Genomic DNA, 25199 nt, shown 5'->3' with positions numbered 1-25199 from the left:
ATGGAGCGCATTCCGATCCTGCAGATGGGTGACATCCTGCTGGTCACCATCCAGGTCGACATGCACGACCAGCTGGCGCTGACCCTGCAGGACGATCTGACCGAACGCATCCGCGCCACGTCCGCGCGCGGCGTGCTGATCGAGATCTCCGCGCTCGACATCGTCGATTCCTTCATCGGCCGGATGATCGACACGATCTCGGCGCTGGCCCGGATCATGGATGCGCGCACCGTGGTGGTGGGCATGCAGCCGGCGGTCGCGATCACGCTGGTGGAGCTGGGCCTCAACCTGGCGGGCGTGCGTACGGCGCTGAATGTCGATCGCGGCATGAAGCTGCTGCAGCAGATCGGCGACACCGACGCATGAACACCAGCGGCCAGTTGCCGGTCCGCACCGAGCAGGACGTGGTGCTGGCGCGCCAAGCCGCGCGCCAGGCGGCGGTCGGCTGCGGCCTGCGCCTGGTCGACCAGACCAAGCTGATCACTGCGGCGAGCGAACTGGCGCGCAACGCGGTGGTGTACGGCGGGGGCGGACTGATGCAGTGGACGATCGTGCAGGACGGGCTGCGCAAGGGCGTGCGCCTGGAATTCGCCGACGAGGGACCCGGCATCCCGGACATCGAGCAGGCGCTGACCGACGGCTGGACATCCGGCAAGGGCATGGGGCTGGGGCTGTCGGGCTCCCGCCGGCTGGTCGATGTGTTCGAGCTCGACAGCGCGCCCGGTCGGGGCACGCGCGTGACGATCACGAAATGGGCATAAGTTTTTCCGGCCATATCACGCGTGTCATACCGGTAGAAGAATCGTCGCAGGTGGGGCAGGTGCGGCGCGAGGCGCTCAGCCTGGCGACGCTGGCGGATTTCGACGAGACCGATGCCGGACGCGTGGCGCTGGCCGCCACCGAAATCACTACCAACCTGCTGCGCCACGGGCTGGGCGGGCGCGTGCTGCTGTCGCTGGTGCAGGGCGCGGCGGGCAAGGGCGTGGAGATCTGCAGCGTCGACCGCGGGCCGGGCTTCTCGCTCGCGCGCTGCCTGCCTGACGGCTATTCCACCGGCGGCAGCCAGGGACAGGGGCTGGGCGCGATCCAGCGCCAGGCCACGGTGCTGGACGTGTGGTCCGACGATGCCGGCGCGGTGGTGCTGGCGCGCATCTACGGCGCCCGCGCCAAGGACAACGACCTGCCTTACGGCGCGCTGCGCATCCCGATGCGCCACGAAGTGGTGTGCGGCGACAGCTGGCACCTGGAGTGGAACGGACCGCGGTTGGTCGCCACATTGGTCGACGGCCTCGGCCACGGCCTGCCGGCCAGCGAAGCGTCCCAACTGGGTGTCGCTGCGGCGGCGGATGCAGGCGACATGGCGGCCGAAGACATCATCGGCCGGATGCATGCACGGATGAGCCGCTCGCGCGGCGGCGCCGCGGCGGTGTTCTGCTTCGACGGGGACACCCGGCTGGGGCAGTTCGCCGGTATCGGCAACATTTCGGCCGCGGTGCATGAAGGCGGCGCCTCGCGCGGAATGCCGTCGCATCCGGGTATCGTCGGCGGCAACTACCGCCGCGTGCAGGCCTTCGGGTTCCAGGTTCCCACCGATGCTCTGCTGCTGATGCACAGTGACGGGCTGCAGGCACGCTGGAGCCTCGCCCGGTACGAAGGACTGGCGTATCGGCATCCTGCGCTGGTGGCGGCGGTGCTGCATCGCGATTTCAACCGCGGCCGGGACGACACGGGAATTCTCGCGATCCGCCTGGGAGGACGGGCATGAGCGACATCGAAGGAACCGCCGCCGAGCTGGCCCGGGCGCTCGAAGAGAACGCCGCGCTGCGCGCGGAACTCGACGAAACCAACCAGGGCGTGCTGGCGCTGTACGCCGAGCTCGACCAGCAGGCCGAGCAGCTCAGGGAAGTCTCCGAGCTCAAGAGCCGGTTCCTGTCCTACATGAGCCACGAATTCCGCACGCCGCTGGGTTCGATCCTCAGCATGACCAGGTTGCTCGAGGACGGCTTGGACGGTCCGCTCAATGCCGAACAGCTCAAGCAGGTGCGCTTCATCAATGCCGGCGCGGTGGAGTTGCGCGACATGGTGGATGACCTGCTGGACCTGGCCAAGATCGAGGCCGGCCGCATCTCGATCTCGCCGGCCTGGTTCGATCTGATGGATCTGTTCTCGGCGCTGCGCGGCATGTTCCGGCCGCTGGTCGAGGGCGCGGGCAGCGTGGAGCTGGTGTTCGAGGATCCGCCGTCCCTGCCGATGCTCTACACCGACGACACCAAGCTCGCGCAGATCCTGCGCAACTTCATTTCCAATGCGCTCAAGTTCACCCCGAACGGCAAGGTGACCGTGTCGGCGGGAATGGAGGACGAGGGGCATATCCGCTTCAGCGTGCGCGATACCGGTATCGGCATTCCCGAACACATGCTCGGCGCGCTGTTCGAGGATTTCGTGCAGGTGGATTCGCCGATCCAGAAGCGCCTGCGCGGCACCGGACTGGGCCTGGCGCTGTGCCGGCGGTTCGCCGAACTGCTCGATGGCTCCGTGGGCGTGCACAGCGAGCTCGGAGAAGGCTCGGAGTTCTTCGTGACCCTGCCGATCAAGCTCCAACCGGGGGTATCCGACGATGGCGCCTGACCGTGTGCTGGTGGTGGACGACAACGTCGCCACGCGATATTCCATCCGTCGCGTGCTCGAGTTCCACGGCTGCCAGGTGGACGAAGCGGGTACCGGCACTGAAGGCCTGGCACGGCTGGCAGATGCGGCCTACGACGCGCTGGTGCTGGACGTCAATCTGCCCGACATGAGCGGTTTCGACGTGGTGCGCGCGCTGCGGGCCTCGCCACGCACCGCGTTGCTGCCGGTCGTGCACGTATCGGCGGCATCGATCGCGACCGGTGACCTGATCACCGGCCTGGAGGCGGGCGCGGATGCGTACCTGATCCACCCGGTCGACCGTGACGTGCTGATGGCCACGCTGCGTACGCTGTTGCGCGTGCGCCGGGCCGAGGATGCGCTGCACACGCGCGAGGCCCGCTTCCGCGAGATCTTCGAACATATCGGTGCGCCGATCGCCGCGGTCGCCGCCGACCTCCAGGTGCGCGAGGCCAACGCGGCGTTCAAGGCCCTGATGGACGAGGCCGGCGTGCAGACGCTGTCGGCCCTGTTCGGCGACCAGCCGGTGTCCGAGCTGCAGGACGCGCTGCGCAGCGACGATGGCTGGCGCGGTACCTTCCGGCTGCAGATGCCCGGCGGCGTGCGCGTCACCGAGTGGCGGGTGACCCCCTACAAGGAGCCCGGCGTCGGCCTGCTGTATGTCGACGACCAGACCGAGCAGCACGCACGCGAACAGGCGCAGCGTCGCCAGCTCGATTCGGCCAACAGCGAACTCGCGTTGCAGATCGCCGAGCGCGAGCGCACCGAGATCGAGCTGCAGCAGGCGCTGAAGATGGATTCGCTCGGCAAGCTGACCGGCGGAATCGCGCACGACTTCAACAACATGCTCACCGGCATCATCGGTGCGTTCGACATGATCAGCACCGCGGTCGAACGCGACCGCCTCGACCGGGTTCCGCGCTATGTGGAGCTGGGCGTGGGCGCCGCGCTGCGGGCGGCCGCGTTGACCCAGCGCATGCTCGCGTTCGCCCGCAAGCAATCGCTCGATGCGGTGGCTTTCGATGTCGGCGCGCGCATCGAGGCGGTGTCGGCGCTGCTCGGCCAGTCGATCGGCGAGAACATCCAGCTGTCGCTGGACATGCCGCAGGCGCCGCTGATCGCGGTCGCCGATCCCAACCAGCTCGACAACGTCGTGCTGAACCTGGCGATCAATGCACGCGATGCGCTCAAGGGCGCGGGACGCATCACGATTGCCGCGCGGCCGGTGTCGCTTGCGCAGTCGGCCGATCTCGAGGCCGGCGAGTACGTCAGCCTGACCGTCACCGACGACGGCCCCGGCATTCCAGCCGAGATCGTGCACAAGGTGTTCGAGCCGTTCTTCACCACCAAGCCGATCGGCGAGGGCACCGGGCTCGGCCTGTCGATGACCTATGGATTCGCCCGCCAGAGTGGCGGCACCGCGCGCATCCGCAGCGTGGTCGACGAGGGCACGACGATCGAAGTGCTGTTGCCCCGCGGCGAGGCGCCGCAGACCGAGCCTGCTGTCGAGCCGCAGGCGCCCGCCGGCGGCGCAGAGCGCATCCTGCTCGTGGATGACGATGAAATGGTGCGCGCGATGGCGATGGAGGCGCTGCTCGATGCGGGTTACGACGTTGTCGCCTGCGCCAACGGCAGCGACGCGCTGGCCGCGGTCGAGGCCGCGGACCGCCCTTTCGATCTGCTGCTGACCGACGTCGGCCTGCCCGGCATCAGCGGCCGGGAACTGGCTGACCGGGTGCTCGAACGCCTGCCCGACATCCGCGTGCTCTTCATCACCGGCTATGCCGAGAACGCGCAGAACCGCCAGAGTTTCCTCGGCAACGGCATGGGCATGCTGCCCAAGCCGTTCAATCTCAAGGAACTGCTGAATGCGGTGCGTGAGAGTTTCCTGATGCTGCGCGGCGTCTGATCGCCCGTCCGCCTGCGGAAGATTCTCCACGTCCCGGAGCTATATATGTTTGCTAGCGCACGCAGGCGGGCACGGTACGGCGCTATCGTCCCGCAATGGAGCGTGCTTCGAATGGATTTCTCGACCAGCTCAGGTTTCTGGTGAGCTCGGGCAATCTGCAGGCGGCGCTGGAGCATCTGAACCTGCAATCGGGACTGCGCTTCACCGCGCTGTACCGCTACGCCGGCGTCGCCACCGGTGATTTCCTGCTTGTGGACCGTGATGATTCCGGTCGCCCGACGGCCGAGTGGATGCAGCGGCACGAACTCTGCCGCAGCTTCGTCGAAGCGATGGCGGACATGCCGGCGGGGGATGACGCATCGCCCGATCTCACCTGCGTGGAGCATCCGCTTGCCGCGCTCGTCCAGGCGTATTGCAGCTTGCCCCTGTGCGTGGAGAGCGGCGCGATCTTCGGCCTGCTCTGCCAGTTCGACATGGCGCCGATCGTGATCCAGCCGTCGACGATCGCCCTGATGCGGGAACTCGCCGCGGCCTTGAATCCAAGATCGGTGCGCGAGGCGCGCAGGACCTATTTCGAGGGGCGGGTCGATCGGCTCTCCGACATGCAGGACCTGATTGCGGCGGCGGCCGACGCCGGCGAGGACGCCCGGCAGATGTTCGACAGCTTCGCCGATCCACTGCGGGCCGAGGCGTTCCGCAAACTCGAGCCCGACGACGCGCTGGCCATCGAGGCCAGGATCAGCGCAATCTGGAGCAACGTAGACGCCCGACCCTGAGCCCGGCAGTGCACGGCCTCCGCCGGAGCCGGTTCGGGTACTGCGTGCTGGAGCAATGCGGAGTTGCGTACAGCGCATCCGTCGCCGCACGGTGGGTCCGGGGCCAGTGCCCACACGAACGCCCGTTCCCTCAGGGCGCGATCGCGCCTTCGATCGAGTCGTCCAGTGTCTTGCCGACCGCGGCACCGATCATCATCTTCGTCGCGGCGACGAAGTCGCCATGCTTGTTGTCCCAGTAATAGCCGTCGGTCGGCGTCACCTTGATCACGGTGATGCGCGGGTCGGCCTTGCCCTCGGTGAACCATGTTTTCACGATCGGGTTCCAGAGTTCCTCGATACGATCGCGGTCGCGACTGATCGTCGCCGTGCCATGGAGGGCCAAAAACCCGGAGTGCCTGGAGGACTGCAGGAACAGGCGCACCGCAGGGTCGGCTGCGATCTCGGCATTCTTGTGGCTGTCGGCCGCGCTGAGGAACCACAGCGCACCGGTTTCGTCGGCCTTCTTGATCGACATGGGACGCGTACCGCCGGTCGGGCTGTCGGCCAGCGCAGTGGTGCAGAAGAAGCACGAGTCCGCATCGTCGGACATGTCCTGGATTCGCGCCACGGCGTCGGCTGCCGAGAGATCCTGGCGATTGTGCTCGGGCTGGTCACGATTGATCGAATCCATCGGAATCTCCGTAAGGGAAAAGCGGCCGCTGCGCGCCGTCTCCGACGCGCAGCGGGAAAACACGGTATTGCTCAGGGTGCGCTGTTGCCCTGACTGCTGCGCATGCTGCCCTGCGGGTTGCCGGCGGATGCATCGGAGATATCGCTCACCAGTCGCTGGGCCGTGCCCTCGCTGCGGTCATTGCCGAGTGGCGCGCTGTTCGCCTGCTTGCGCTGCAGGGCCTGGTAGGCGAAGTAACCGACTGCGCCAACGGCTGCCATCTTGAAAAGTCCCATGCATCTGTCTCCTGTGGTGGTGGGTGAAAAGAAGAGTTCAGTCGGGCGTCCCGGGCGAGACTTCGTCGCCGGGGACGTCGGTGGTGGCTGGGTTGGCGTCCGGCCGAGGAGCGCCGGTCTGGCCCGCCTGCTGGCGCTCGCGACCTTGGGCCTGGTCGGAACGGGTAACGTCGGTATCGCGGTCGGGTGACGTGTTGTGGCTCATGCGGGTCCGCCTTCGCTGGAGGGCGTACGCTGCGCTGGAGGCCGTGAACTCCGGGCGAGGTGGCGGCATTCATGCGCAGCTTCGCGGAGATTCCGCACCGACCAGCTTCACCCCCGGCGCCATCGCTGCGCCGTCAGCCGTACATGAGATTGCCGGAGCAGAAGACGGGTCTACGCGCAGGGGCGAGGACTGGAAGACAGGGGCACCAGGTTGGCTGCATGGCCATCCGAAGCCGAGCGAGCTGGCCTGTTGCGGCGCGCCGCCACGTCGACCCGGATGCGTGTTCATGCGATCGGGCGAACGTCGGCACCGCCGCCTTCCGCAGGGCGTGGGCGAGACTGGAGCCGCAACATCGCACCGAACGGGGCCCCGTCGGCGCCGGGCACGCGCCCGCCGAGGACTGCGCCGCAGCGAGCCGCTGCGGCGCCGATCCCAGCGATCAGCTCTCGCCGAAGCTCCGGCTCGACTGCGGGCTGCCCCCCACGTCGGCACCGTCGTCGATCATGTCCTGGGCGAGCGGGTCGCCATGGGGCGTCGTGCGCTCGCCTTCGTCTGCGAGCGGGGCACGAGAGCTCATACGTTCGTTGGAGTCGCGCTCACGCGAGTCGCCGATGGCTGCGTTGTCCGTGTCCTTGTCGCGCGACCCGCCCTGTGCGGTGCGCTTGGAGAAGGCCTTGTAGGCAAAATAGCTCAGCGCACCGGCGGCGACGATCCTCAGAATCTTCATGGCAGAAATCCGCATGGGAAAGGGGCGTCAGGTTTAGAGCGCGGCGGGTGAGCCATGCGTGACTTTCGCCGGGGTTTGCCCCCACAGGCGGCGGCCGGCAGAACCCGCGTTCATCCGTTGCGCTCGCCAGCATGCGCACGAGCCACGGTCGCGCGCGTGACACGACCGCGCCGGCCGGCGCGATGCCTAGCGCTTGCTCGCGAGCACGCCGTCGAGCGCGAGTTCGCTGCGCAGCCCCGCCTTTTCCAGGCGGCGCGCGACCTCGCGCGGCACGTCACGGCCGCTGGTGAGCCGGTTCGGCGCGCCGGTGTAATGGAACAGCCGGCCGCCACGACGCAGGACGCGGGCAAGCTGGTCGTAGAAGGCCTGCGAGTACAGCTCACCGGCGATGCCGAAGCGCGGCGGATCATGCAGCGCGGCATCGACGCTGGCATCGGCGATGCCGAGGATCGCCTGCGAGACATCGCCGTGCGTGAGCTCGAGGCGTCCTGCGGTTTCGGCAGCGTCCGGATCTGGTGACCACGGGTTGAGCGTGCGCAGCCACAGCACGTCCTCGTTCTTCTCAAACGAGCGGATGCGGGTGACGCCAGACTCCAGGCAACATGCGGCGAAGTAGCCCAGTCCGCCGCAGGTGTCGAGCACCGTCTTGCCGCGCGGCGCCACCAGTGCGACCTTCTGCCGGGCATCGTCCATCGGCGAAATCCGCGCCGACACCAGCATCTTGATGCCGTCGATCTCGAAGGTCGGCGGGCCCCAGTCGGTGGGCACGAGCTTGATCAGTGACCCGCCGTAGCGCGAGACGGAGGCCCAGCCATCTCCTTCGCGCACGTAGATCGTGCGGTCCTTGAGCGCGTCGGGCCAGGGCTGCCGGGTGCCCTCCCAGAGCCAGTGGTCGGGTGCCAAGGTCACGGTGGTGGTCGTGCGCCCCAGGTCCAGCGAACCCGTCCAAGCGGAGTGCCCGTCACGCTGGGCCGCGCGCATCGCCTCGACGGTCGCACGGGTCAGCAGGGGGCGGGGGACCTGGGGCATGAGGGGTGGGGCGTACGCGGCGGCGCATCGTAACCTGCGCCCCGCGCATCCGCCCACAGAAACAGGCTGGCACTCGGGAGAGGGCGGCATCGTATTCATCACAGCCGTAAACCTCGCTTGAACGGAAACCGCGCGAATGCGTGGAGGCCATGTGAAGGTTTGTGTGCGCTTCAGGTGCGGCCGTCTCTACTGCGCCCCCGACGCCCGCTGGGTGTCGGGACATTTCCCCCGCAGATGCGCCCCCGCGCATCCAAGACCAGAAAGGATAGCCCCCCGATGAAGAAGCTTCTGATTCCCGCCGCGATTGCGGCCGCGCTGTGCGCGCCGAGCGCGTTCGCCCAGAGCACCGCCGGCGACACCTATCGCCCGGACCTGCAGGTCGGTGAAGGCAACGGTTTCGTGGCCGGCAACGTGGGCCGCACCGATGGCGGTACCGCCGGCCGCTTCGGCACCGGTGATTTCAACGTGTTCGAGAGCCGCGACGGCCGCAAGACCGGCTACGGCCTGGTCGGCGGTTACCGCTGGAAGCTCTCGCAGAACTTCGGCCTGGGTGTCGAGGGTGGTTACACGGATCTGGGCAACATCGAAGTCCGCAACATCGACAACGGCGACGACGTGAACCAGCGCAGCGACCGCAACGCGCTGCGCGGCTGGCAGGTCGGCGGCAACGCCCGCCTCAACGTGACGCCGGAGTGGTACATCAGCGGCCGCGGCGGCTTCTTCCGCGCGTCCGACAACAACATCGATTACTACAACTCGGTCGGCCAGGATCTCGGTCTGGAAAGCGGCGGCAGCGACGGCCGCAACAGCTGGTACGCGGGTATCGGCACCGGCTGGAACGCCACCGAGAACTTCAGCATCGGTGTCCACTACGACTACTACCGCGCCAAGTCGGGCGATGTGCGTGATCCGGTCAGCGGTGTGCGCTTCGAAGGTCCCAAGCGCTCGACCGCGCTGCTCGGCCTGACCGCGGAATACGCGTTCTGATCGACGTGTTCGCGCGTGCGTGACCGAACGGGCGCCGCAAGGCGCCCGTTCTTGCTTCTGCGCTGGCGGGTCGTCGAGCCTGCACCGTGCAGGAGGGACTTCGCCTCCGCCCGGGAAGGCGAACCAGTCTGTCGCGTCCGCGGGAGATGTGGCGCAGCGCTGGACCCGCGCGGCGCTGGCATCATCGGCGCATGTCGCCGTTGACCCTCGACCAGCTCCGTCGCTATGCCCTGGCGCGTTCGCTGTTCAAGCCGACCACGTTGATGCGCGCGATCGAGCGGGTCGGCTTCGTCCAGGCCGATCCGATCCGTGCACCGGCACGCGCGCAGGATCTGAGCCTGCGCCACCGCGTGATCGGCTATCGCGCCGGGGATCTGGAGCGGCGCTACCCGCGGCTGCCGCTGGAAGAGGACTTCTTCGTCAACTACGGATTCCTTCACCGCACGCACCAGGCGCTGATGCACCCGCGCATCGCCCGGGAGGACTGGACGGCCGCGCGTCGACGGCAGGCGCAGGCGGTCCTTGCGTTCGTTGCCGAACGTGGCAGCGCACATCCGCGCGAGGTCGACGCGCACTTCGCGCACGGCAAGGTCGTCAACTGGTTCGGCGGCTCGTCCAATGCCAGCACGCGACTGCTCGATGACATGCACTACCGCGGCCTGTTGCGCGTGGCGCGCCGGCACAACGGCACACGCGTCTATGCGGTCCGCGCACCGTTGCCGGCGCCAGCCGATCCCGACGCCGTCGCATTCCGCATGGACGCGCTGTTGGACCTGCTGGTGCGCACCTACGCGCCGCTGCCCGAGGCCAGCCTGCGGCAGCTGATGGCGTATCTGGCACGCGGCGTCCCGCAATGGCGCGATGCACGCTCCGCGGCGCTGGACCGCGCCCGCGCGCGCCTGGACGGGGCACGGATCGATGGCGTCGATTGGCTCTGGCCCGCCGGCGAGACGCCGCGCAGCAGACGCTGGCGGGCCGACGCCGCAGTGCGCTTGCTGACTCCGTTCGATCCGGTGGTCTGGGACCGTCGCCGGTTCGAACTGTTCTGGGGCTGGCGCTATCGCTTCGAGGCCTACACACCCGCACCGGAGCGACGGCTGGGCTATTACGCACTGCCGCTGCTGTGGAGTGAGCGGGTGATCGGCTGGGGCAACCTGGCGGTCGTCGACGGCGCGCTGTCGGTGGAGTTGGGTTACGTGGAAGGCCGGCCGCCACGCGACCCGGTATTCGCCGAGGGGCTGGCGCAGGAGCTGGACCGCATGCGTCTGTTCCTGGGTTCGAAGTGAAGGGGCTGCGCGCGCCTCACTGCTTCTCGCCGACCCACACCTGCATCTCCACCGTCTGCAGCAGCCCGTAGTTGGTCAGGAACGCCACGTCGGCGGCATCGCGTCCGTAGGCGATGACGATGCGTCCACCGCGCGGCGCGTCCTGGGTCGCATCGAAGGTGTACCAGCGATCATCGAGGTAAGCCTCGAACCAGGCATGCAGATCCATCGGCTCGAGGCCGTACAGATAGCCGACCACCATGCGGGCGGGAATGCGCAGGCTGCGGCACAGGGTGATGCCGACGTGCGCGTAGTCGCGGCACACACCGGCGCCGTGCGCGATGGTGTCGAGTGCATCGGTGGTCGCGTCACTGACGCCGTACCGGTAGGCGATGTGCCGGCGGATCCACGCCACGATGGCGCCGACCTGGCCGCTACGCGGCCCCGCCTGATCGACGATCTCCTGCGCGCGCTCGAATGCACGATCGCTCGGGCAGTAACGGCTCGGCAGCAGGTACTGCAGGGTGTGGCCGGGCAGCGACGCCGGCGCCATCGGCGCCGACCACGGCGCCACCGCGATGCTGCGCTCGGTCTCGACCTCCAGTTCGGTGCGGATGCGCATCCGCCCGCTGGGCACGACGAAGCGCTGGCACAGGTTGCCGAAGGAATCCACGAACTCCGTCGGGCGCACGTGGGGGTCGAATGCGTAGTGCTCGCTGACCAGCCACTGGGCGTCGCCGCTGCGGGGCCGGAGCATCGCGACGACCGCGCAATCGACATCCGCCTCGACGATGAGCTCGCAGCCGGCCAGCAGGCGCATCGTGAGTCCTTGGATAGCAAGAGCGGGCGCGTATCGTGGCGATCATCACGTGTAGCGGGTGTCGCTGTCGCCACCCGCGCGTGATTCGGGCGCCGGTGTGCGGGTAACGCATGGGGCGGCGCTGCGCGCCCGGGCTGCGGATTCACGGCCATGCGACGTGCGCGGCGCGAGCGTAGCGGGCCCCCAGCCAGGAGCATCCGCGATGAATCAGCCCGCGCAGCAGCAGGACGTCCCAGGCGTCGAGAAGAACCTCGATCCCCAGGCTGACCATGGCGAGCAGAGCTACCGCGGCAGTGGCCGCCTCGAAGGCAAGGTCGCCATCATCACCGGTGGCGACAGCGGTATCGGTCGCGCGGTGGCGATCGCCTATGCGCGCGAAGGGGCCGACGTGCTGGTGAGTTATCTCAACGAAGACGAGGACGCGCGCGAGACCAGGCGCTGGGTGGGCCAGGCCGGGCGACGCTGCGAGCTGTTGCCGGGTGACATCGCCGACCCGGCGCATTGCCGGGCGATCGTGCAGAAGGCCGTCGATGCGTTCGGCCGTCTCGACATCCTGGTCAACAATGCGGCCTATCAGATGAGCTACGACTCGCTCGACGAGATTCCCGACGACAAGTGGGATTACACCTTCCAGGTCAATGTCACCGCGATGTTCCACCTGTGCAAGGCCGCGGTGCCGCACATGAAGCCCGGCGCCTCGATCATCAACACCAGCTCGATCAATTCCGACAAGCCCAACCCCACACTGCTGCCCTATGCGGCGACCAAGGGTGCGATCGCCAATTTCAGCGCGGGTCTGGCGCAGTTGCTGGCCGACAAGGGCATCCGGGTCAATTCGGTGGCGCCGGGTCCGATCTGGACCCCGCTGATCCCGGCGACCCTGCCCCCCGATGCGGTCGCCTCCTTCGGTAAGCAGACCCCTCTCAAGCGTCCCGGCCAGCCGGCCGAGTGCGCGCCGATCTATGTGCTGCTGGCCTCCGACGAGGGCAGCTACATGACTGGCGGCCGCTACGCCGTCACTGGCGGGATGCCGATCCTGTAGCCCACTGACCGCGGCCGCGTTTCTTCACTTCGGCGTGGCGCGGTCGCGGGCATATCCCCTCACACCCTGCACTCCGCAGGCGGGAGAGACCCATGGACAAGAACCGCACAGAAGGCGCCAAGAACCAGGTCAAGGGCGCTGCGAAGGAAGTGGCTGGCAAGGTCACCGGCAATACGTCGAAAGAAGTCGCCGGCAAGGTCCAGAAAACGGCCGGCAAGGCGCAGAGCGCGGTCGGCAAGGCCAGCGACGACGCGCGCAAGAAGCGTTGAACTTGGCGCAGGATGCGTCGGATGGGCGGCTTCGGCCGCCCTTTTCCGTTCTAGGGCGCCGTCAGCCGTTCCAGCGTATCCAGGAAGAGGAACGCCGCGTCGCGCGAGTCCCCGCACATGTCGGGCGCCGGGCGCAGCGATGCGCAGAATGCAGGCCGTTCGGCCCGGCCGAAAAGACGGCAGCGCAGGTGCTCGTCGAGCTGCACGCAGGGCACCCCCGCCGGCTTGCCCTGCGGCATGCCGGGGATCGGCGAGGTGATCGACGGCGCGATGCAGCAGGCGGCGCAGAGGTGCCGGCAGTCCACCGGCCTAGCGCCCGCAGGGCAGTGACGCGCCGCCCGTCAGGTGGCGCGGGCTGACGCAGGGCATCGACACGGACGCGGCATCCACGAAGCCTAGTCGGCCGTGGTCAGCGAGATGTTCCGCGCCTGCAGTGCATCGAACACGGCATCGGTTTCCGGGCGCACGCCATGCCACAACTCGAAGCTCTCGGCCGCCTGTTCGACCAGCATGCCCAGACCGTCGATCACTCCCTGGCAGCCGTGCGCGCGCGCCCACGCCAGGAACGGCACCGCCGCTTCCCCGTAGCTGAGGTCGACCGCATCGGTGCGCATGCCCACGAGCGAGCGCGGCAGTGCCGGCACGCTGCCATCGCGGCCTGCCGAAGTCGCGTTGATGATCAGCTCGAACTCGCCCATCTCGCCGAGCTGCTCGAAATAGCGCGGATGCACCACGCCGGGCTCGCCGAGCGCGTCGGCCAGTGCGTCGGCGCGCGCGGGCGTGCGGTTGACCACGTAGAGCTCGGAGACCCCTGCGTCGAGCAGCGCGGGTGCCACGCTCCTTGCCGCGCCGCCTGCGCCGATCAGCAGGGTGCGACGCCCGCGCAGGTCGAGGCTGCGGCGGTCGGTCAGGTCGCGGACCAGGCCGACGCCGTCGGTCGTGTCGCCATGCCAGGTCTCCCCGCGGCGCACGAGCGTATTGACCGCACCGGCGCGCGTGGCCCGCTCGCTGCGCGTCGAGGCCAGGTCGTAGGCGAGCGTCTTCAGCGGCAGGGTGATGTTGGCCCCGGCTCCGCCCGCGGCGGCGAAGGCCGCCAGCGCGTCGGCAAAGGTCGCCGGCGGCGCATCGATCGCCTCGTACACCAGGTCGATGCCGGTCTGCCGGCCGAACGCCTGATGGATGCGGGGTGACAGGGAGTGTGCGACCGGATGGCCGAACACGGCGTAGCGGGCGGTGGACATGGAAGCCTCGGTGGCGGGCGCGCCGGACTGGCGTGCCGACAAGTCTAGTGGGGGGGCGGACACGGGGCGTGCAGGCAGGCCTGCCTCACCGGACCAGACGCCGGGGTATGGCAAAAAAATGGCGGCGGCATGCCCTATCGGGGCAGAAAGTTGTGTAGAACGTCAGAGCCGGAGCGTGGCGCGTCAGGTTGTGCCGCCACCGGGGGAGAAGACGCTGGGGTCGATCGTTCGACGGCGGCGTCGTCTGGGTCAGGAAGGTCCATCCACGAGGGAACATCCGCATGTCACGCATCCGAAAGGTGGGAGCGGCGTCCGCGCTGCTCGGCCTCGCTGTCGTCGCGGTCGCCAGTACCGCGCTCCCGTCCCGTGTCCCGGCCCTCGGGAATGCGGTCGATTCCGCCAAGGCCAGTATCGGTGCCCTGCTGGGCGGCACGTCGCCGGTCGACACGCGCGGCGCTGCAACCGTCACCCGCGGTGGCGGCACGGGCGCGCCGGCTGAACCCGGGGTCGCGCAGCCGGGTACGCCCGAGCGCTACATCGTCGTATTCGAAGAGCCGGCGCTGGCCGCCTACAAGGGCGGCCTCGGCGGGCTGGCCGCACCCGCACGGCGTGTCGACGCACGCGGCAAGTCGCGGCTGGACGTCAGGAGCGCCAGCGCGCGCAGCTACGTCAGCTATCTGCAGGGACGCCAGTCCGACCTCGTGGGGGCGATGGCCCTGCGCGTCGGCCGTCCGCTCGACGTCGAGCGGCGCATGCAGCACGCGGTCAACGGCGTCGTCGTCGAGTTGACCGCGACCGAGGCCAGCAGGATCGAGAAGCTCGACGATGTCCGCCTGGTCGAGGCCTATCGCGAGTACACGCTCGATACCGATACCGGCCCGCGCCTGATCGGCGCCGAGGCGGTCTGGGATGGTAGCTGGACCGGGGCAACCGGCCAGTTCCAGGGCGAGGGCATCGTCTACGGCATCCTCGATTCGGGCATCAACTTCGGCTCGCCCTCGTTCGCGGCGGTGGATCCGATCGACGGCTACCAGCACGTCAATCCACTGGGCGCCGGCACCTATCTGGGCAGCTGCGCGGCCGGCGGCGTCGACGCGGGACGTTGCAACGACAAGCTCATCGGTGGCTACGACTTCGTCTGCGAAGCGCCGGGCAACACTTGCGGCAACTCCAGCTTCCGCGAGGAGCGCGGGTTCGGTGACACCAACGGCCACGGCACGCACGTGGCCTCGACCGTCGCCGGCAATCGCCGCGACGTGTCCTATCGCGGCAACACGCGTCGCATTTCGGGCGTGGCGCCGCGCGGCAACCTCGTCGCCTACGACATCTGCTACACCAACATCGCCACCGGCCAGGGCCAGTGCCCGAACGTCGCTGCGGTCGCGGCGATCAACCAGGCGATCGCCGACGGTGTGGTGGATGTCCTCAACTACTCGATCAGTGGCGGCGCCCAGCCGTGGGCCGAAGTCGTCTCGCTGGCGTTCCTCAATGCGACCGATGCCGGCATCTACGTCGCGTCCTCGGCAGGCAACAGCGGCCCGGGGCCGAACACCATGGGGCATCTGGAACCATGGGTCTCCTCGACGGCAGCGGCGCAGCACGGCCGCGGCTCGTTCGCACTCGCCCTCGAGGTGACCGGTCCGGGCAACGTGCCCGAGCAGCTGCGTCCGGTGCTGGTCGACGAGGGCTCGGGCGGCGTGGCGTTCAATGCGACGATTCCGGGCAATACGCCGCTGCGGGTCAGCGCAACGCTCGATAGCGTCGACGACGGCTGCAACGGGTTCCCGGCCGGCAGCTTCCAGGGCGCGATCGCGGTGGTCCGCCGCGGCACCTGCTCGTTCGTGATCAAGGCCGACAATGCCCGCAACGCCGGCGCGATCGCGGTGGTGATCGCCAACAACGCCGCCGGCGCCATCATTCCGTCGGTGCCCGGCGCCACGATTCCGGTGTTCGGCATGCCCCAGGCCGATGCCGACGTGCTGCGCGACTTCGTGCGGGCCAACCCGACTGCGACGGCTAGCGTGCTGTACCCGCCGATCGCGCTGCCCAACACCGCCGACGCGCTCGGCGCCTTCAGCTCGCGCGGCCCCGCAGGCACGTTCAACCTGGTCAAGCCCGACATGACCGCCCCCGGCGTGAGCATCCTCGCGGCCTACGCCGGAGCCACGATCACCGGCTTCGAGAGCCTGGTTGAGTCGATCAACGGCACCTCGATGGCGTCGCCGCACCAGGCCGGCGCCGCCGGTCTGATCCGTCAGGCGCGGCCGGGCTGGTCCGTCCCCGAGATCAAGTCGGCGCTGGCGATGACCGCCAAGACCGAAGTGTTCAAGGAGGATTCGGTCACCCCGGCGACGCCGTTCGACAAGGGCAGCGGCCGGGTCCAGGTGGACCGCGCGATCAACGCCGGTCTGGTGATGCACGAAACGACCGCGAACTACCGCGCGGCCGATCCCGCGCTGGGTGGTGACGAGTCGACGCTCAACCAGCCGAGCATCGCCAACCGCAGTTGCTACAGCAGCTGCAGCTTCGTGCGCACTTTCCGCAACCCGCACGGCAGCGCGTCGAGCTGGCGCATCAGCTTCAGCGGCGTCAACGCGACGGCGACGCCGTCGACGCTCAAGGTGCCTGCGGGCGGTACGGCCTCCGTCCGCATCACGGTCAACACCCGCGATGTGGCCGCCAACGGCAGCTGGAGCTTCGGCGAGATGCGGCTCGAGTCCAGCGGCCCGATCCTGGGCGTGCAGCGCACGCCGCTGACGCTGCCGATCGCCATCGCGGTCCAGGCGCCGGTGGTCAAGCTGCCCGAGTCGATTTCGCTGGCCCTTGCGGCCGGCCGCAGCGGGACCGCGACCGGTTCGGTGGCCAACGTCGGCGGCTCGCCGCTGGCCTACAGCGTCGCCAACACCGGCGCCGGCAGCCTGGCGCTTGTCGATCGCCTGCGTGGCACCCTGACCAACGGCTATCGCGGCATCTACCGCTCCGATGCCGGCAGCCCGGTGGCGCAGATGGTGGCCGACGATTTCGTCGTCGAATCGCCGACGCGGCTGACGGCGATCCTCAACGAGGGCTTTGCGGTCGGTGGCACGTTCACTGCCACCCAGGTGGGCTGGGCGATCTTCGCCGATGCCAATGGCGTGCCCGCCGGCAACCCGGTGACCACGCCCGGCGCCGCGGTGTGGCGTTTCCTCGGTGCGCCGAACGCCCCGGGGGTGCAGGTCTCGGGCACCAACCTCGGCTTCAACTTCGGTGCCGCGGGCCAGGACGTCGTGCTGCAGCCGGGCCGGTACTGGCTGGTCGCCTATACCCGCGGGCCCTATGCCTCGAGCTGGGCGTGGTACGCATCGCCGGCGGGTAACGGCAGCTTCGCGTTCATCGAGATCGCCTCGACTGGCGCGGGCAGCTGGTCGCTGTTGAACAACTACGCGGGGCTGTCGATGCAGGTGCGTGGCGAGGTGGCATGCGGCGCGCCGTGGATGGGTGCCGTCACCCCGGCCTCGGGCACGGTGCAGGCCGGTGCGGTCCAGGCCAACCGCGTCTCGCTCAGCGCGGCGGGGCTGTCGCCCGGGCGCCACGTCGGTCACTTGTGCGTGAGCAGCAATGATCCGGCGACGCCGAAGGCGGCTGCGCCGGTGGTGCTGACAGTGAACTGACCGGGCGCAATCGCACAACGGGAACGCCCGGGCTTGCCCGGGCGTTCTTTTTTGGGCACCGGCCCGACTGCAAGTCGAAGGCCCTTGCCCGGCTGGCGGTGGCGCCGGGCCGCCGCGGACCTTCAGTCGGTCCCGGCCACGCAGGGCGACGGGCATTGCCCGGCGCTTTCGGGCCCGCTGCCGCTGATGCGTCCAGCGCCGGCGCCGGACGCCTGCGGGTGCTCAGCCTTCGCGCAGCCAGCGCGCCGCGTCGAGCGCGAAGTAGGTCAGTACGCCATCGGCGCCGGCGCGCTTGAACCCAAGCAGGGCCTCGAGCACGCATCTGCGCTCGTCCAGCCAGCCATTGGCCGCGGCGGCCTTGAGCATCGCGTACTCGCCGCTCACCTGGTACGCGAACACCGGCACGCCGAATTCGTCCTTGGCGCGACGCACGATGTCCAGGTACGGCATGCCCGGTTTGACCATGACCATGTCGGCGCCCTCGTCGAGATCCTGCGCGATCTCGCGCATGGCCTCGTCGGCATTGCCGGGATCCATCTGGTAGGTCGACTTGTCCGCCTTGCCGAGTGCGCCGGCCGAACCGACCGCGTCGCGGAACGGGCCGTAGAACGCGCTGGCGTATTTGGCCGCGTAGGCGAGGATGCGCGTATGCACATGACCGTCGGCCTCGAGCGCCTCGCGGATCGCCCGCACCCGGCCGTCCATCATGTCGCTGGGCGCCACGACATCGGCCCCGGCGCGTGCGTGGCTCAGCGCCTGGCGCACGAGCGCCTCGACGGTGATGTCGTTGACCACGTAGCCGACGTCGTCGGTGATGCCGTCCTGGCCGTGCGAGGTATAGGGGTCGAGGGCGACGTCGGTGATCACGCCCAGGCCGGGGAAGCGCGATTTCAGTGCCCGCACCGCGCGCTGGCACAGGCCTTCGTCGTCCCAGGCGGCCGCGGCGTCGAGCGATTTCGCGTCCGGGGCAGTGACCGGAAACAGGGCGATCGCCGGAATGCGCAGTTCGCTCGCGGTCTCGGCCACGCGCAGGAGTTCGTCGATCGACAGGCGCTCCACGCCCGGCATCGACGGCACCGCGGCGCGGCCCCGGGCCTCGTGCACGAACACCGGATAGATCAGGTCGTCGACGGTCAGCGTGGACTCGCGCATGAGCCTGCGCGAGAAGTCGTCGCGGCGCATCCGCCGCATGCGGGTATCGGGTCGGGTCATGGCGCGAATTCTACGCGTGCGCCCGCCCGGCGGCCTGCGGCGCGGGGTCGCAGGCAGGCGCTGCAGGAGGCGGCGTCGCGCCGGTCACGGGCGACGCGGCGACCGCTTGCGCCGGGCGCAGGCGGTCGAAACGACGTTTGCCAACCCCTGGGGCGGCCGCGCGCCAGCCTCAGCCGGCGTCGTGGACGCCGTCGATCTCCAGCGCGAGCTCCCGCCGGCAGATCGCCGCATGCAGCAGCAGGCGCGGCAGGCGATCGCCGTAGCGGGTTTCGAACGCCTCCGCGACCGCCGGCAGGTCGCTGGCATCGCGCACGTACACCTTGAGCCGCGAGCCGGGGCCGAATTCGGCCGGCAGGTCCGGGCGGTGCCGCCGCGCCGAGGCGATCAATGCATCGAAATTGGCGAAGGTCTCGTCGAGCTGGGCGAGCAGCTCGCCCTCGTGCTGCGAGGCATGGCCGACCACGCTGGCGGTGCCCGACAGCATCAGCGGCATCTCGCTGCCGGCGGGCGGCAGCATCGCGCGGGCGAAGCTCGGCGCCTGCGGCCCGTACTGGCGCGGGTAGCGGTAGGCGCTGACCTGGCGAGGGTTTTCGACCGGCGTACCCGGCAGGCGCCCGGCCAGCCAGTAGACCTGGATCCGGCGATCGGCGTCGCAACGGCCGATCGCGGTCGCGGCGGGCAGCTGGGAGGTGTCGAACGCCCCCAGCCCGCGCGCCCGGCCCACGCAGAACTGGCGGTAGCGCTCGCTGTCGCCGTCCCCATGGGTGATCGCGTCGAGGTAGTTCCAGATCCGCAGCAGGTGCGGGAATTCCCCGGCGCCGATGAAATCGGTCAGCTCGCGGTAGGCCTGCTCGGCGGCGAGCAGGATGCCGGAGTGGTCGCCCTCGCCGGTGTGGCCCTCGGGTTCGTCGACCTCGATCGCGCCGAAGATCAGTTCCCCATCGGTCGACCAGGCGATGTTGCCGTCACGGCCGTGCCGCACCGGCGCCTGGCCGCGCCAGACTTCGAGCAGCGAGGCCCCGAAAGGCTGCAGCGGCACGCGCAGCCAGCGCGGGTCGTCGATGGCCGGGGCCGCGTCGCCGAACCCGAACACGGCGAGGACATCGGCCTGCGCCAGCAAGCTCTCCGGCGACACGCCGTCGACGTAATCGACGCGCAGGCGGGGCAGCGGGGGCAAGGGATGCGTGGCGGGACGGTTCATGGGTTGCCCTCGTGCAGAGTCTCGCCGCGGAAGCCGGCCAGCCCCTGGCGGCGGCGGATCAGCCAGCCGTGCAGCGCCCGGGGGGCGATCGCGATGGCGTTCATGGCGTAGATCATGCGGAACAGGTAAAGGCGCCAGCGGACCGCGTCATTGTCGAAGACATCGCCCGCCAGCATCGAAATCACCGCCTGCTCCACCTGCAGGGCGTTGCGCGGCGCCGCGAACAGGCGTTGCATGACCGGCGTGTTGAAGCGGTGGATGAACCAGGTGAAATGGCGCAGGCCGCGCCGCAGCTGCGCCTGCATCGCGCGCTGCAGCGAGGCCTCGCGCTCGGGCGCGTGCAGCGCCGCATCGACCAGCGCGGCGCCGCGGCGCGCGCTGTCCATCGCCAGGAACACGCCCGACGAGAAGATCGGATCGATGAAGGTGTAGGCATCGCCGACCAGCAGCCAGCCCGGGCCGCACATGCGGGTCGCGCCGTACGAATAGTTGCCGGTGGCGTGCACGGGCGCGATGCGCTCGGCCGCCTGCATGCGCCCCCGGACCGCGGGGATGCCCTGCAGCGTGCGCATCAGCAGCGCTTCGTTGTCGAGACGGTCCGGGCCTGCGCCACGCTGTTTGAGGTAGTCGGGAAAACACACCGCGCCGACGCTCATCACGTCGTCGGGCAGCGGAATCATCCACACCCAGCCGGACGCGAAACGGGCGATGGTGATGTTGCCGGCGTCCGCGCCGGGCTGCCGGCGCACGCCGCGGAAATGGCTGAAGAGCGCCGCCGACTGGTGGGTGCGGCTGCGGCGCTTGGTGCCGAGCTTCGAGGCCAGGAAGGTGTCGCGGCCGCTCGCGTCGATCACGTAGCGCGGGGCAAAGCGCAGGCGCGTGCCGTCGTGCGTCGCCGCCTCGACCCGCGCGGGGCGACCGTCGTCGCCGAAGACGACGTCGGTGACCCGGGTCCGCTGGTGCGCCTCCACGCCGTTGCGCTGCGCATGCGCAAACAGCAACTGGTCGAACTGGTCGCGGCGCACGTGCACGGCGAAGTCCGATTTCGGATCGAGCGCGCGGGTGAAGTGGAACACATGGCTGCGGCCCGTCTCGCCCGGCATCGGGAAGTCGGCGCCGGCCTTGTGCACGCCGATCGCGCGGACCTCGTCGAGCACGCCCAGCTCGTCGAGGATGGGCATGTTCATCGGCAGCAGCGATTCGCCGATGTGGAACCGCGGGTGGGCGTCCTTCTCGAGCATCACCACCGAATGCCCGGCGCGGGCGAGCAGGGTGGCCGCGGTGCTGCCGGCCGGACCGCCGCCGATGACCACCACGTCGATGTCGCGCAGATCGGCATCGGCAGTGGAAGCAGGGGCTGCAGCGTGCGGCGTCGGTGTCATCCAGCTGGAATGGGCGGCGAACAGGCGCGCATCATAGCGGAAGCGCCGCGGCGCCCGGCCCGCCCTTGCGCCCGCGGGGCCGATGCCGGATCGTTGCAGCCCTGTCACCCCACGGAAGTCCCGATGTCCGCACAAACCGAAGCCGAACGCGCGCTGGCCGACCTGCTGGTCGAGAGCCTGAACCTCGAGGACGTGCAAGCGGCCGACATCGATCCCGAGGCTCCGCTGTTCAATGCCGGCCTCGGCCTGGACTCGATCGACGCGCTGGAACTCGCGCTGGCGATCAGCAAGCGCTACGGCTTCCAGCTGCGCTCCGACAACGACGAGAACCGCAAGATCTTCGCCTCGCTGCGCGCCCTGTCGGCGCACGTCGAGCAGCACCGCACCACTTGATCCTGCTGCTGCAACTGCTGCTGGGGCTTGGCTACACGGCCCTGGCGCACCTGGCCAGTCTCCGGCATCACGACGGTCTCGCCCTCGGCGCCCTCGCGGCGTTGATCGCGATGTTGGTCGTCGAGCCGCTGCTGGCGCGCCGGCCCTGGGCCTTCGTCGCCTTGCCGCTGCTTGCCTGGGGCGCCTGGGCGCTCTACGCCGCAGGCCATGCGGCCCTGCCGCTGCTGCTGGTGCCGGTGGTGTTCGTGGTCGGCATCGCCTGGATCTTCGCGCGCACCTTGCGGCCCGGCCGCACGGCGCTGATCACCCGCATCGTGATCGGCATCGAAGGCCATGCTGATGCGACCGAACTGGCGCCCGACCTGCTGCGCTACACCCGCGGCCTGACCGCCGCCTGGGCCGCCGTGCTGCTGGGCATGGCCGGCGGCAACCTGCTGCTCGCCCTGCTGGCCAGCCCGGCCGGCCTGCTCGAAAGTCTCGGCGTGCCGTCGCCGCTGCCGATCAGCCAGGCGCAGTGGTCGTGGTGGGCGAACCTGTTGAACTACGGCGTGATCGGCGGCTTCTTCGTCATCGAGTTCGCGATCCGGAAACGGCGTTTCCCGGGCCGATATCACGGATTTTTCGATTTCCTGCGCAAGCTGGCCGATCTCGGCCCGACGTTCTGGCGCGACCTGCTGCGCTGAAGGCCGCTCCGCCCCCATCGGCTTGCTGAACGGACCTGCCGCGATCAGCGCGCGTCACACGGGATATCCTATGCGCCTCATGGAATACCGACAGACCCGCGCCGAGACCGGGGCGACGGCGCTCGCGGCCCTGTCCGCGCGGACGCTCAACGTTCTGGAATGTCTCTACACCCTGCTATGGACGGCGGGCTGGATCAGCGTGGCGTTGATCCGCCAGGCGGTGACCGGTCGGCGCGATCTCGCCCTGACGATGGCGCGCACCCACTGGGCGCCGGGCCTGGTCGGACCGGCCGGCGGGCTGACCGTGGAAGGCCGCGAGGCGGTGGACTGGTCGCGTCCGTACATGGTGGTCGCCAACCACGAATCCCTGCTCGACATCTGCGTGCTGTTCATGGCCGTGCCGGCGCCGCTGCGTTTCCTGCTCAAGGAGGAAATGCGCCGGGTGCCGTTCCTGGCCGGCTACGCGCGTGCCACCGGCATGCTGTTCATCAGCCGCGAGGATCGCCGCGCCGGGCCGGTGCTGCGGCGCCAGGTCGCCGGGCTGCTGGCGGCGGGCAAGTCGTTGTGCCTGTTCCCCGAAGGCACGCGTTCGCGCGACGGGCGCCTGGGGGAGTTCAAGTCGGGCTCGTTCCAGGCCGCGATCGACGCGGGCGTCGACGTACTGCCGATCGCGCTGCATGGCACCGGCGATGTGTTGCCGGCCACCGGCTTCTTCCGCACCTGCCGCGGCCCGATGCGGGCTACGGTGGGCAAGCCGATCCCGGTCCAGGGCCGGATCGGCGCCGCCGGCCGCCAGGCCCTCGCCCGCGAGGCGCAGGACGCCGTGGCCGCGATGCTCGGCAGGCGCTGAACGATGGCGACGCACCCGTTCGTGATCGAGGCGACCCATCCCTGCCTGCCCGGCCATTTTCCCGGCCAGCCGCTGGTGCCGGGCGTGGTGATCCTGGACCGGGTGGTCGCCGCGGTCGAGGCGCTGCATGGGCCGCTCGCCACGCTGCGACTGCCGCAGGTGAAGTTCGTCCAGCCCCTGCGGCCCGGCGAGCGCGCGAGCATCGTGCTCGAAGACACCCGCCGTGACGGCACCCCGCGCTGGCGCTTCCGGGTGGAGCGCGAGGGGGCGTTGCTGGCCAGCGGTGAACTCGTCGCCGACGGCCCGGCGCTGGCATGAGCAGCGAGTGGAAGGCGCGCCGCGAAGGCGGCGGGCGGATCGCATTGCGGACCCTGATCGCGGTCGCTTCGGTCCTCGGCCGCGGCCCCTCACGCGCGTTGCTGTATCCGATCGCGTTGTATTTCATGCTGCGGCGGGGCGCCGAGCGTCGCGATTCGCGCCTGTACCTGACGCGCATGTTCGGCCGGCCAGCCACGCTGCGCGAAGTGGGCCGCCACTTCCTGACCTTCGCCGCAACCATCCTCGACCGGCTGTTCCTGCTCAGCGAGAACACGCGCCGCTTCGACGTCCACGCGCAGGGGCTCGACATCCTGCACGGCCATCTCGATACCGGTCGCGGCGTGCTGCTGTTCGGCTCGCACCTGGGCAGTTTCGAAGTGTTGCGCGTACTCGCGAGCCAGCGGCCGGACTACGCCATCCGGGTCGTCCTCGACCGCGCGCACGGTCAGGCGATGACCGAACTGCTCGAGACCCTCAATCCGGACATTGCCGCGACGGTGATCGATGCCGGCGACGGCGGGCCCGCGGTCGCACTGGCGATCCAGGAAGGCCTCGCACAAGGCGCGATGGTCGCGTTGCTGGTGGACCGCAGCCAGGAGGGCGGCAGCACCCTCGGCGTGCCTTTCCTCGGCGAGACGGCGCAGTTCCCGGTCGCGCCCTGGTTGCTGGCCTCGGTACTCAAGGTGCCGGTGATGCTGGCCTTCGGCCTGTACCGTGGCGGCAACCGCTACGACCTGTTGTTCGAACCCTTCAGCGACGGCATCGACCTGCCGCGCCGCGAACGCCAGGCCGGTGTGGCCGCGCTTATCCACCGTTACGCCGCGCGGCTGGAACATCACGCGCGCAGTGCCCCCTACAACTGGTTCAATTTCTATGACTTCTGGAAACGCGACGACGAGGCGCCGGTCCAGGCGCACGCATCTGCTGCTGGCGACGCTGCTGCTGCCGGGCTGGGCCGCAGCGCAGAACACTGAGGCGGCGCGCGCGAGCCAGTCGCGCGACCGCGTGCCGGCACCGGCCGCCGTTGCGCCGCGCAGCGTCGATGCGGACTGGATCCTGCATCGGCTGACCCAGGGCGCGGCAAGCGCCACGCCGTTCGTCGAGTTGCGCGTCTCCCCAATGCTCAAGCGGCCGCTGCTGCTGTCGGGCGAGTACCGGCGCCCCGATGCCGATACCCTGGTGCGCGAAGTGCGCACGCCCTATGTCGAGACCACGACGATCCGTGGCGGCGAAGCGACGATCGCCCGCGAGGGCCGCAGCCCGCGTACGTTCTCGCTCTCGCGCGTGCCGGAACTTGCGGTGCTGCAGGGCAGCTTCGGCGCGCTGCTCGCCGGGGACCGCAAGGCGCTGGAAACCGTCTATGCCGTCGAGGCCGATGGCGTGCCGGCCGACTGGACGCTGACCCTGGTCCCGCGCGAGCCGCGGACCGCCGCGCGCATTGCCGGCATCGTGCTGCGCGGCCGTGATGGCGAACTGCGCTGCATCGAGACCCGCCCGAAGCAGGGCGAGCCGCAGCCGACCCTGCTCGGCAGCGCCGCGACCGCGGCGGCCGGCCTCGATTCGCTCGAAGCGGCGCAGCGGCTGTGCCACGACGTGCCGCGTTGAGCGGGCGCCCGCGCCTGCGTGATGCGCTGCTGCAGCGTCCCGGC

General features: G+C 69.6%; 28 protein-coding genes. 17 read left to right on the top strand and 11 right to left on the bottom strand.

All coding sequences use genetic code 11. From position 1 onward, the window contains the following. The 6 genes from EGK76_RS14185 (at window position 1) to EGK76_RS14160 (ending at window position 5331) form a co-directional block, all read left to right on the top strand. Window positions 1–366 carry an STAS domain-containing protein gene (locus EGK76_RS14185; protein ID WP_096297028.1) on the top strand — a complete coding sequence of 122 codons (366 nt, stop codon included), beginning with the start codon at window positions 1–3 and terminating at the stop codon, window positions 364–366. Beyond that, window positions 363–761 carry an anti-sigma regulatory factor gene (locus EGK76_RS14180; protein ID WP_123833042.1) on the top strand — a complete coding sequence of 133 codons (399 nt, stop codon included), beginning with the start codon at window positions 363–365 and terminating at the stop codon, window positions 759–761. Before EGK76_RS14185 ends, EGK76_RS14180 begins: the two co-directional genes overlap by 4 nt. Beyond that, window positions 752–1765: an ATP-binding protein gene (locus EGK76_RS14175; RefSeq protein ID WP_096297030.1), complete on the top strand. Its 1014-nt coding sequence runs from the start codon at window positions 752–754 to the stop codon at window positions 1763–1765. The genes EGK76_RS14180 and EGK76_RS14175 overlap by 10 nt, the downstream gene beginning before the upstream one ends. Next, complete coding sequence (locus tag EGK76_RS14170; RefSeq protein WP_123833041.1) at window positions 1762–2628, top strand: ATP-binding protein; 867 nt, start codon at window positions 1762–1764, stop codon at window positions 2626–2628. The genes EGK76_RS14175 and EGK76_RS14170 overlap by 4 nt, the downstream gene beginning before the upstream one ends. Next, window positions 2618–4555, top strand: a complete 1938-nt coding sequence (locus tag EGK76_RS14165) for a response regulator (protein WP_096297032.1) — start codon at window positions 2618–2620, stop codon at window positions 4553–4555. The genes EGK76_RS14170 and EGK76_RS14165 overlap by 11 nt, the downstream gene beginning before the upstream one ends. A 95-nt stretch (window positions 4556–4650) precedes the next feature. Beyond that, window positions 4651–5331, top strand: a complete 681-nt coding sequence (locus EGK76_RS14160) for a hypothetical protein (RefSeq protein WP_123833040.1) — start codon at window positions 4651–4653, stop codon at window positions 5329–5331. Window positions 5332–5461: 130 nt separating this feature from the next. On the opposite strand, the gene EGK76_RS14155 is transcribed toward EGK76_RS14160, so the two are convergent. The 5 genes from EGK76_RS14155 to EGK76_RS14140 all read right to left on the bottom strand — a co-directional run bounded on the left by EGK76_RS14155 (window position 5462) and on the right by EGK76_RS14140 (window position 8237). Beyond that, window positions 5462–6001, bottom strand: a complete 540-nt coding sequence (locus tag EGK76_RS14155) for a pyridoxamine 5'-phosphate oxidase family protein (RefSeq protein ID WP_123833039.1) — start codon at window positions 5999–6001, stop codon at window positions 5462–5464. Between the two features lie 71 nt (window positions 6002–6072). Further along, window positions 6073–6276: a hypothetical protein gene (locus EGK76_RS14150; RefSeq protein WP_123833038.1), complete on the bottom strand. Its 204-nt coding sequence runs from the start codon at window positions 6274–6276 to the stop codon at window positions 6073–6075. A gap of 37 nt (window positions 6277–6313) precedes the next feature. Then, a complete protein-coding gene (locus tag EGK76_RS15440) occupies window positions 6314–6481 on the bottom strand; it encodes a hypothetical protein (RefSeq protein ID WP_158613507.1) in 168 nt (55 codons plus the stop codon). 439 nt (window positions 6482–6920) lie between these two features. After that, a complete protein-coding gene (locus tag EGK76_RS14145; RefSeq protein ID WP_123833037.1) occupies window positions 6921–7208 on the bottom strand; it encodes a hypothetical protein in 288 nt (95 codons plus the stop codon). A gap of 186 nt (window positions 7209–7394) precedes the next feature. After that, window positions 7395–8237: an SAM-dependent methyltransferase gene (locus tag EGK76_RS14140; protein ID WP_123833036.1), complete on the bottom strand. Its 843-nt coding sequence runs from the start codon at window positions 8235–8237 to the stop codon at window positions 7395–7397. 276 nt (window positions 8238–8513) lie between these two features. On the opposite strand from EGK76_RS14140, the gene EGK76_RS14135 reads away from it, so the two are divergent. Together EGK76_RS14135 and EGK76_RS14130 are read left to right on the top strand one after the other, a co-directional pair. After that, window positions 8514–9224, top strand: a complete 711-nt coding sequence (locus EGK76_RS14135; RefSeq protein WP_158613506.1) for an outer membrane beta-barrel protein — start codon at window positions 8514–8516, stop codon at window positions 9222–9224. Between the two features lie 191 nt (window positions 9225–9415). Beyond that, window positions 9416–10510: a crosslink repair DNA glycosylase YcaQ family protein gene (locus EGK76_RS14130; RefSeq protein WP_123833034.1), complete on the top strand. Its 1095-nt coding sequence runs from the start codon at window positions 9416–9418 to the stop codon at window positions 10508–10510. Window positions 10511–10526: 16 nt separating this feature from the next. Here the strand turns inward: EGK76_RS14130 and EGK76_RS14125 are convergent, their stop codons facing one another. Continuing rightward, window positions 10527–11309 (bottom strand): transglutaminase family protein, encoded by a 783-nt coding sequence (locus EGK76_RS14125; RefSeq protein ID WP_096297040.1) that lies wholly within the window; start codon window positions 11307–11309, stop codon window positions 10527–10529. A 202-nt stretch (window positions 11310–11511) separates the two neighbouring features. Here EGK76_RS14125 and EGK76_RS14120 point away from each other — a divergent pair, with 202 nt between their 5' ends. Then, complete coding sequence (locus EGK76_RS14120) at window positions 11512–12351, top strand: SDR family oxidoreductase (RefSeq protein WP_123833033.1); 840 nt, start codon at window positions 11512–11514, stop codon at window positions 12349–12351. Between the two features lie 92 nt (window positions 12352–12443). After that, window positions 12444–12620: a CsbD family protein gene (locus EGK76_RS14115; protein WP_096297042.1), complete on the top strand. Its 177-nt coding sequence runs from the start codon at window positions 12444–12446 to the stop codon at window positions 12618–12620. A gap of 50 nt (window positions 12621–12670) precedes the next feature. Here EGK76_RS14115 and EGK76_RS14110 read toward each other — a convergent pair whose 3' ends face one another. Beyond that, entirely contained in the window at window positions 12671–12925 is a 255-nt protein-coding gene (locus EGK76_RS14110) for a YkgJ family cysteine cluster protein (protein ID WP_096297043.1), read from the bottom strand. A 90-nt stretch (window positions 12926–13015) separates the two neighbouring features. Next, window positions 13016–13861: a shikimate dehydrogenase gene (gene aroE, locus EGK76_RS14105; RefSeq protein ID WP_123833032.1), complete on the bottom strand. Its 846-nt coding sequence runs from the start codon at window positions 13859–13861 to the stop codon at window positions 13016–13018. A 281-nt stretch (window positions 13862–14142) separates the two neighbouring features. Between aroE and EGK76_RS14100 the strand changes: the two genes are divergently transcribed. Beyond that, window positions 14143–17511, top strand: coding sequence for a S8 family serine peptidase (locus EGK76_RS14100; RefSeq protein WP_123833031.1), 3369 nt, complete (start codon window positions 14143–14145; stop codon window positions 17509–17511). A 222-nt stretch (window positions 17512–17733) separates the two neighbouring features. On the opposite strand, the gene hemB is transcribed toward EGK76_RS14100, so the two are convergent. The 3 genes from hemB to EGK76_RS14085 form a co-directional block, all read right to left on the bottom strand. Beyond that, a complete protein-coding gene (hemB, locus tag EGK76_RS14095; RefSeq protein ID WP_096297046.1) occupies window positions 17734–18723 on the bottom strand; it encodes a porphobilinogen synthase in 990 nt (329 codons plus the stop codon). Between the two features lie 169 nt (window positions 18724–18892). Beyond that, window positions 18893–19924 (bottom strand): pteridine-dependent deoxygenase, encoded by a 1032-nt coding sequence (locus EGK76_RS14090; protein WP_199730919.1) that lies wholly within the window; start codon window positions 19922–19924, stop codon window positions 18893–18895. Beyond that, window positions 19921–21306, bottom strand: a complete 1386-nt coding sequence (locus EGK76_RS14085) for an NAD(P)/FAD-dependent oxidoreductase (RefSeq protein ID WP_123833030.1) — start codon at window positions 21304–21306, stop codon at window positions 19921–19923. The genes EGK76_RS14090 and EGK76_RS14085 overlap by 4 nt, the downstream gene beginning before the upstream one ends. Before the next feature lie 123 nt (window positions 21307–21429). Here EGK76_RS14085 and EGK76_RS14080 point away from each other — a divergent pair, with 123 nt between their 5' ends. The 6 genes from EGK76_RS14080 to EGK76_RS14055 all read left to right on the top strand — a co-directional run bounded on the left by EGK76_RS14080 (window position 21430) and on the right by EGK76_RS14055 (window position 25155). Beyond that, on the top strand, window positions 21430–21699 hold the full coding sequence (locus EGK76_RS14080) for a phosphopantetheine-binding protein (protein ID WP_055251389.1): 270 nt from the start codon (window positions 21430–21432) through the stop codon (window positions 21697–21699). Continuing rightward, window positions 21696–22382, top strand: coding sequence for a ketosynthase (locus EGK76_RS14075; RefSeq protein ID WP_233580316.1), 687 nt, complete (start codon window positions 21696–21698; stop codon window positions 22380–22382). The genes EGK76_RS14080 and EGK76_RS14075 overlap by 4 nt, the downstream gene beginning before the upstream one ends. A 70-nt stretch (window positions 22383–22452) precedes the next feature. Further along, window positions 22453–23232, top strand: a complete 780-nt coding sequence (locus tag EGK76_RS14070) for a lysophospholipid acyltransferase family protein (RefSeq protein WP_233580315.1) — start codon at window positions 22453–22455, stop codon at window positions 23230–23232. A gap of 3 nt (window positions 23233–23235) precedes the next feature. Continuing rightward, entirely contained in the window at window positions 23236–23550 is a 315-nt protein-coding gene (locus tag EGK76_RS14065; protein ID WP_096297048.1) for a hypothetical protein, read from the top strand. Then, the gene (locus EGK76_RS14060) at window positions 23547–24524 is read left to right on the top strand and encodes an acyltransferase (protein WP_096297049.1); all 978 of its coding nucleotides are present in this window, start codon (window positions 23547–23549) and stop codon (window positions 24522–24524) included. The genes EGK76_RS14065 and EGK76_RS14060 overlap by 4 nt, the downstream gene beginning before the upstream one ends. Continuing rightward, the gene (locus tag EGK76_RS14055; protein WP_222843131.1) at window positions 24424–25155 is read left to right on the top strand and encodes a LolA-related protein; all 732 of its coding nucleotides are present in this window, start codon (window positions 24424–24426) and stop codon (window positions 25153–25155) included. The genes EGK76_RS14060 and EGK76_RS14055 overlap by 101 nt, the downstream gene beginning before the upstream one ends. Window positions 25156–25199: the final 44 nt, after the last annotated feature.

Origin of the sequence: Luteimonas sp. 100069 (assembly GCF_003813845.1) — a bacterium.
GTDB lineage: Bacteria > Pseudomonadota > Gammaproteobacteria > Xanthomonadales > Xanthomonadaceae > Luteimonas > Luteimonas chenhongjianii.
Note: the sequence above shows the minus strand (reverse complement) of the source record. Positions and strands in the feature narration are given on the sequence as shown.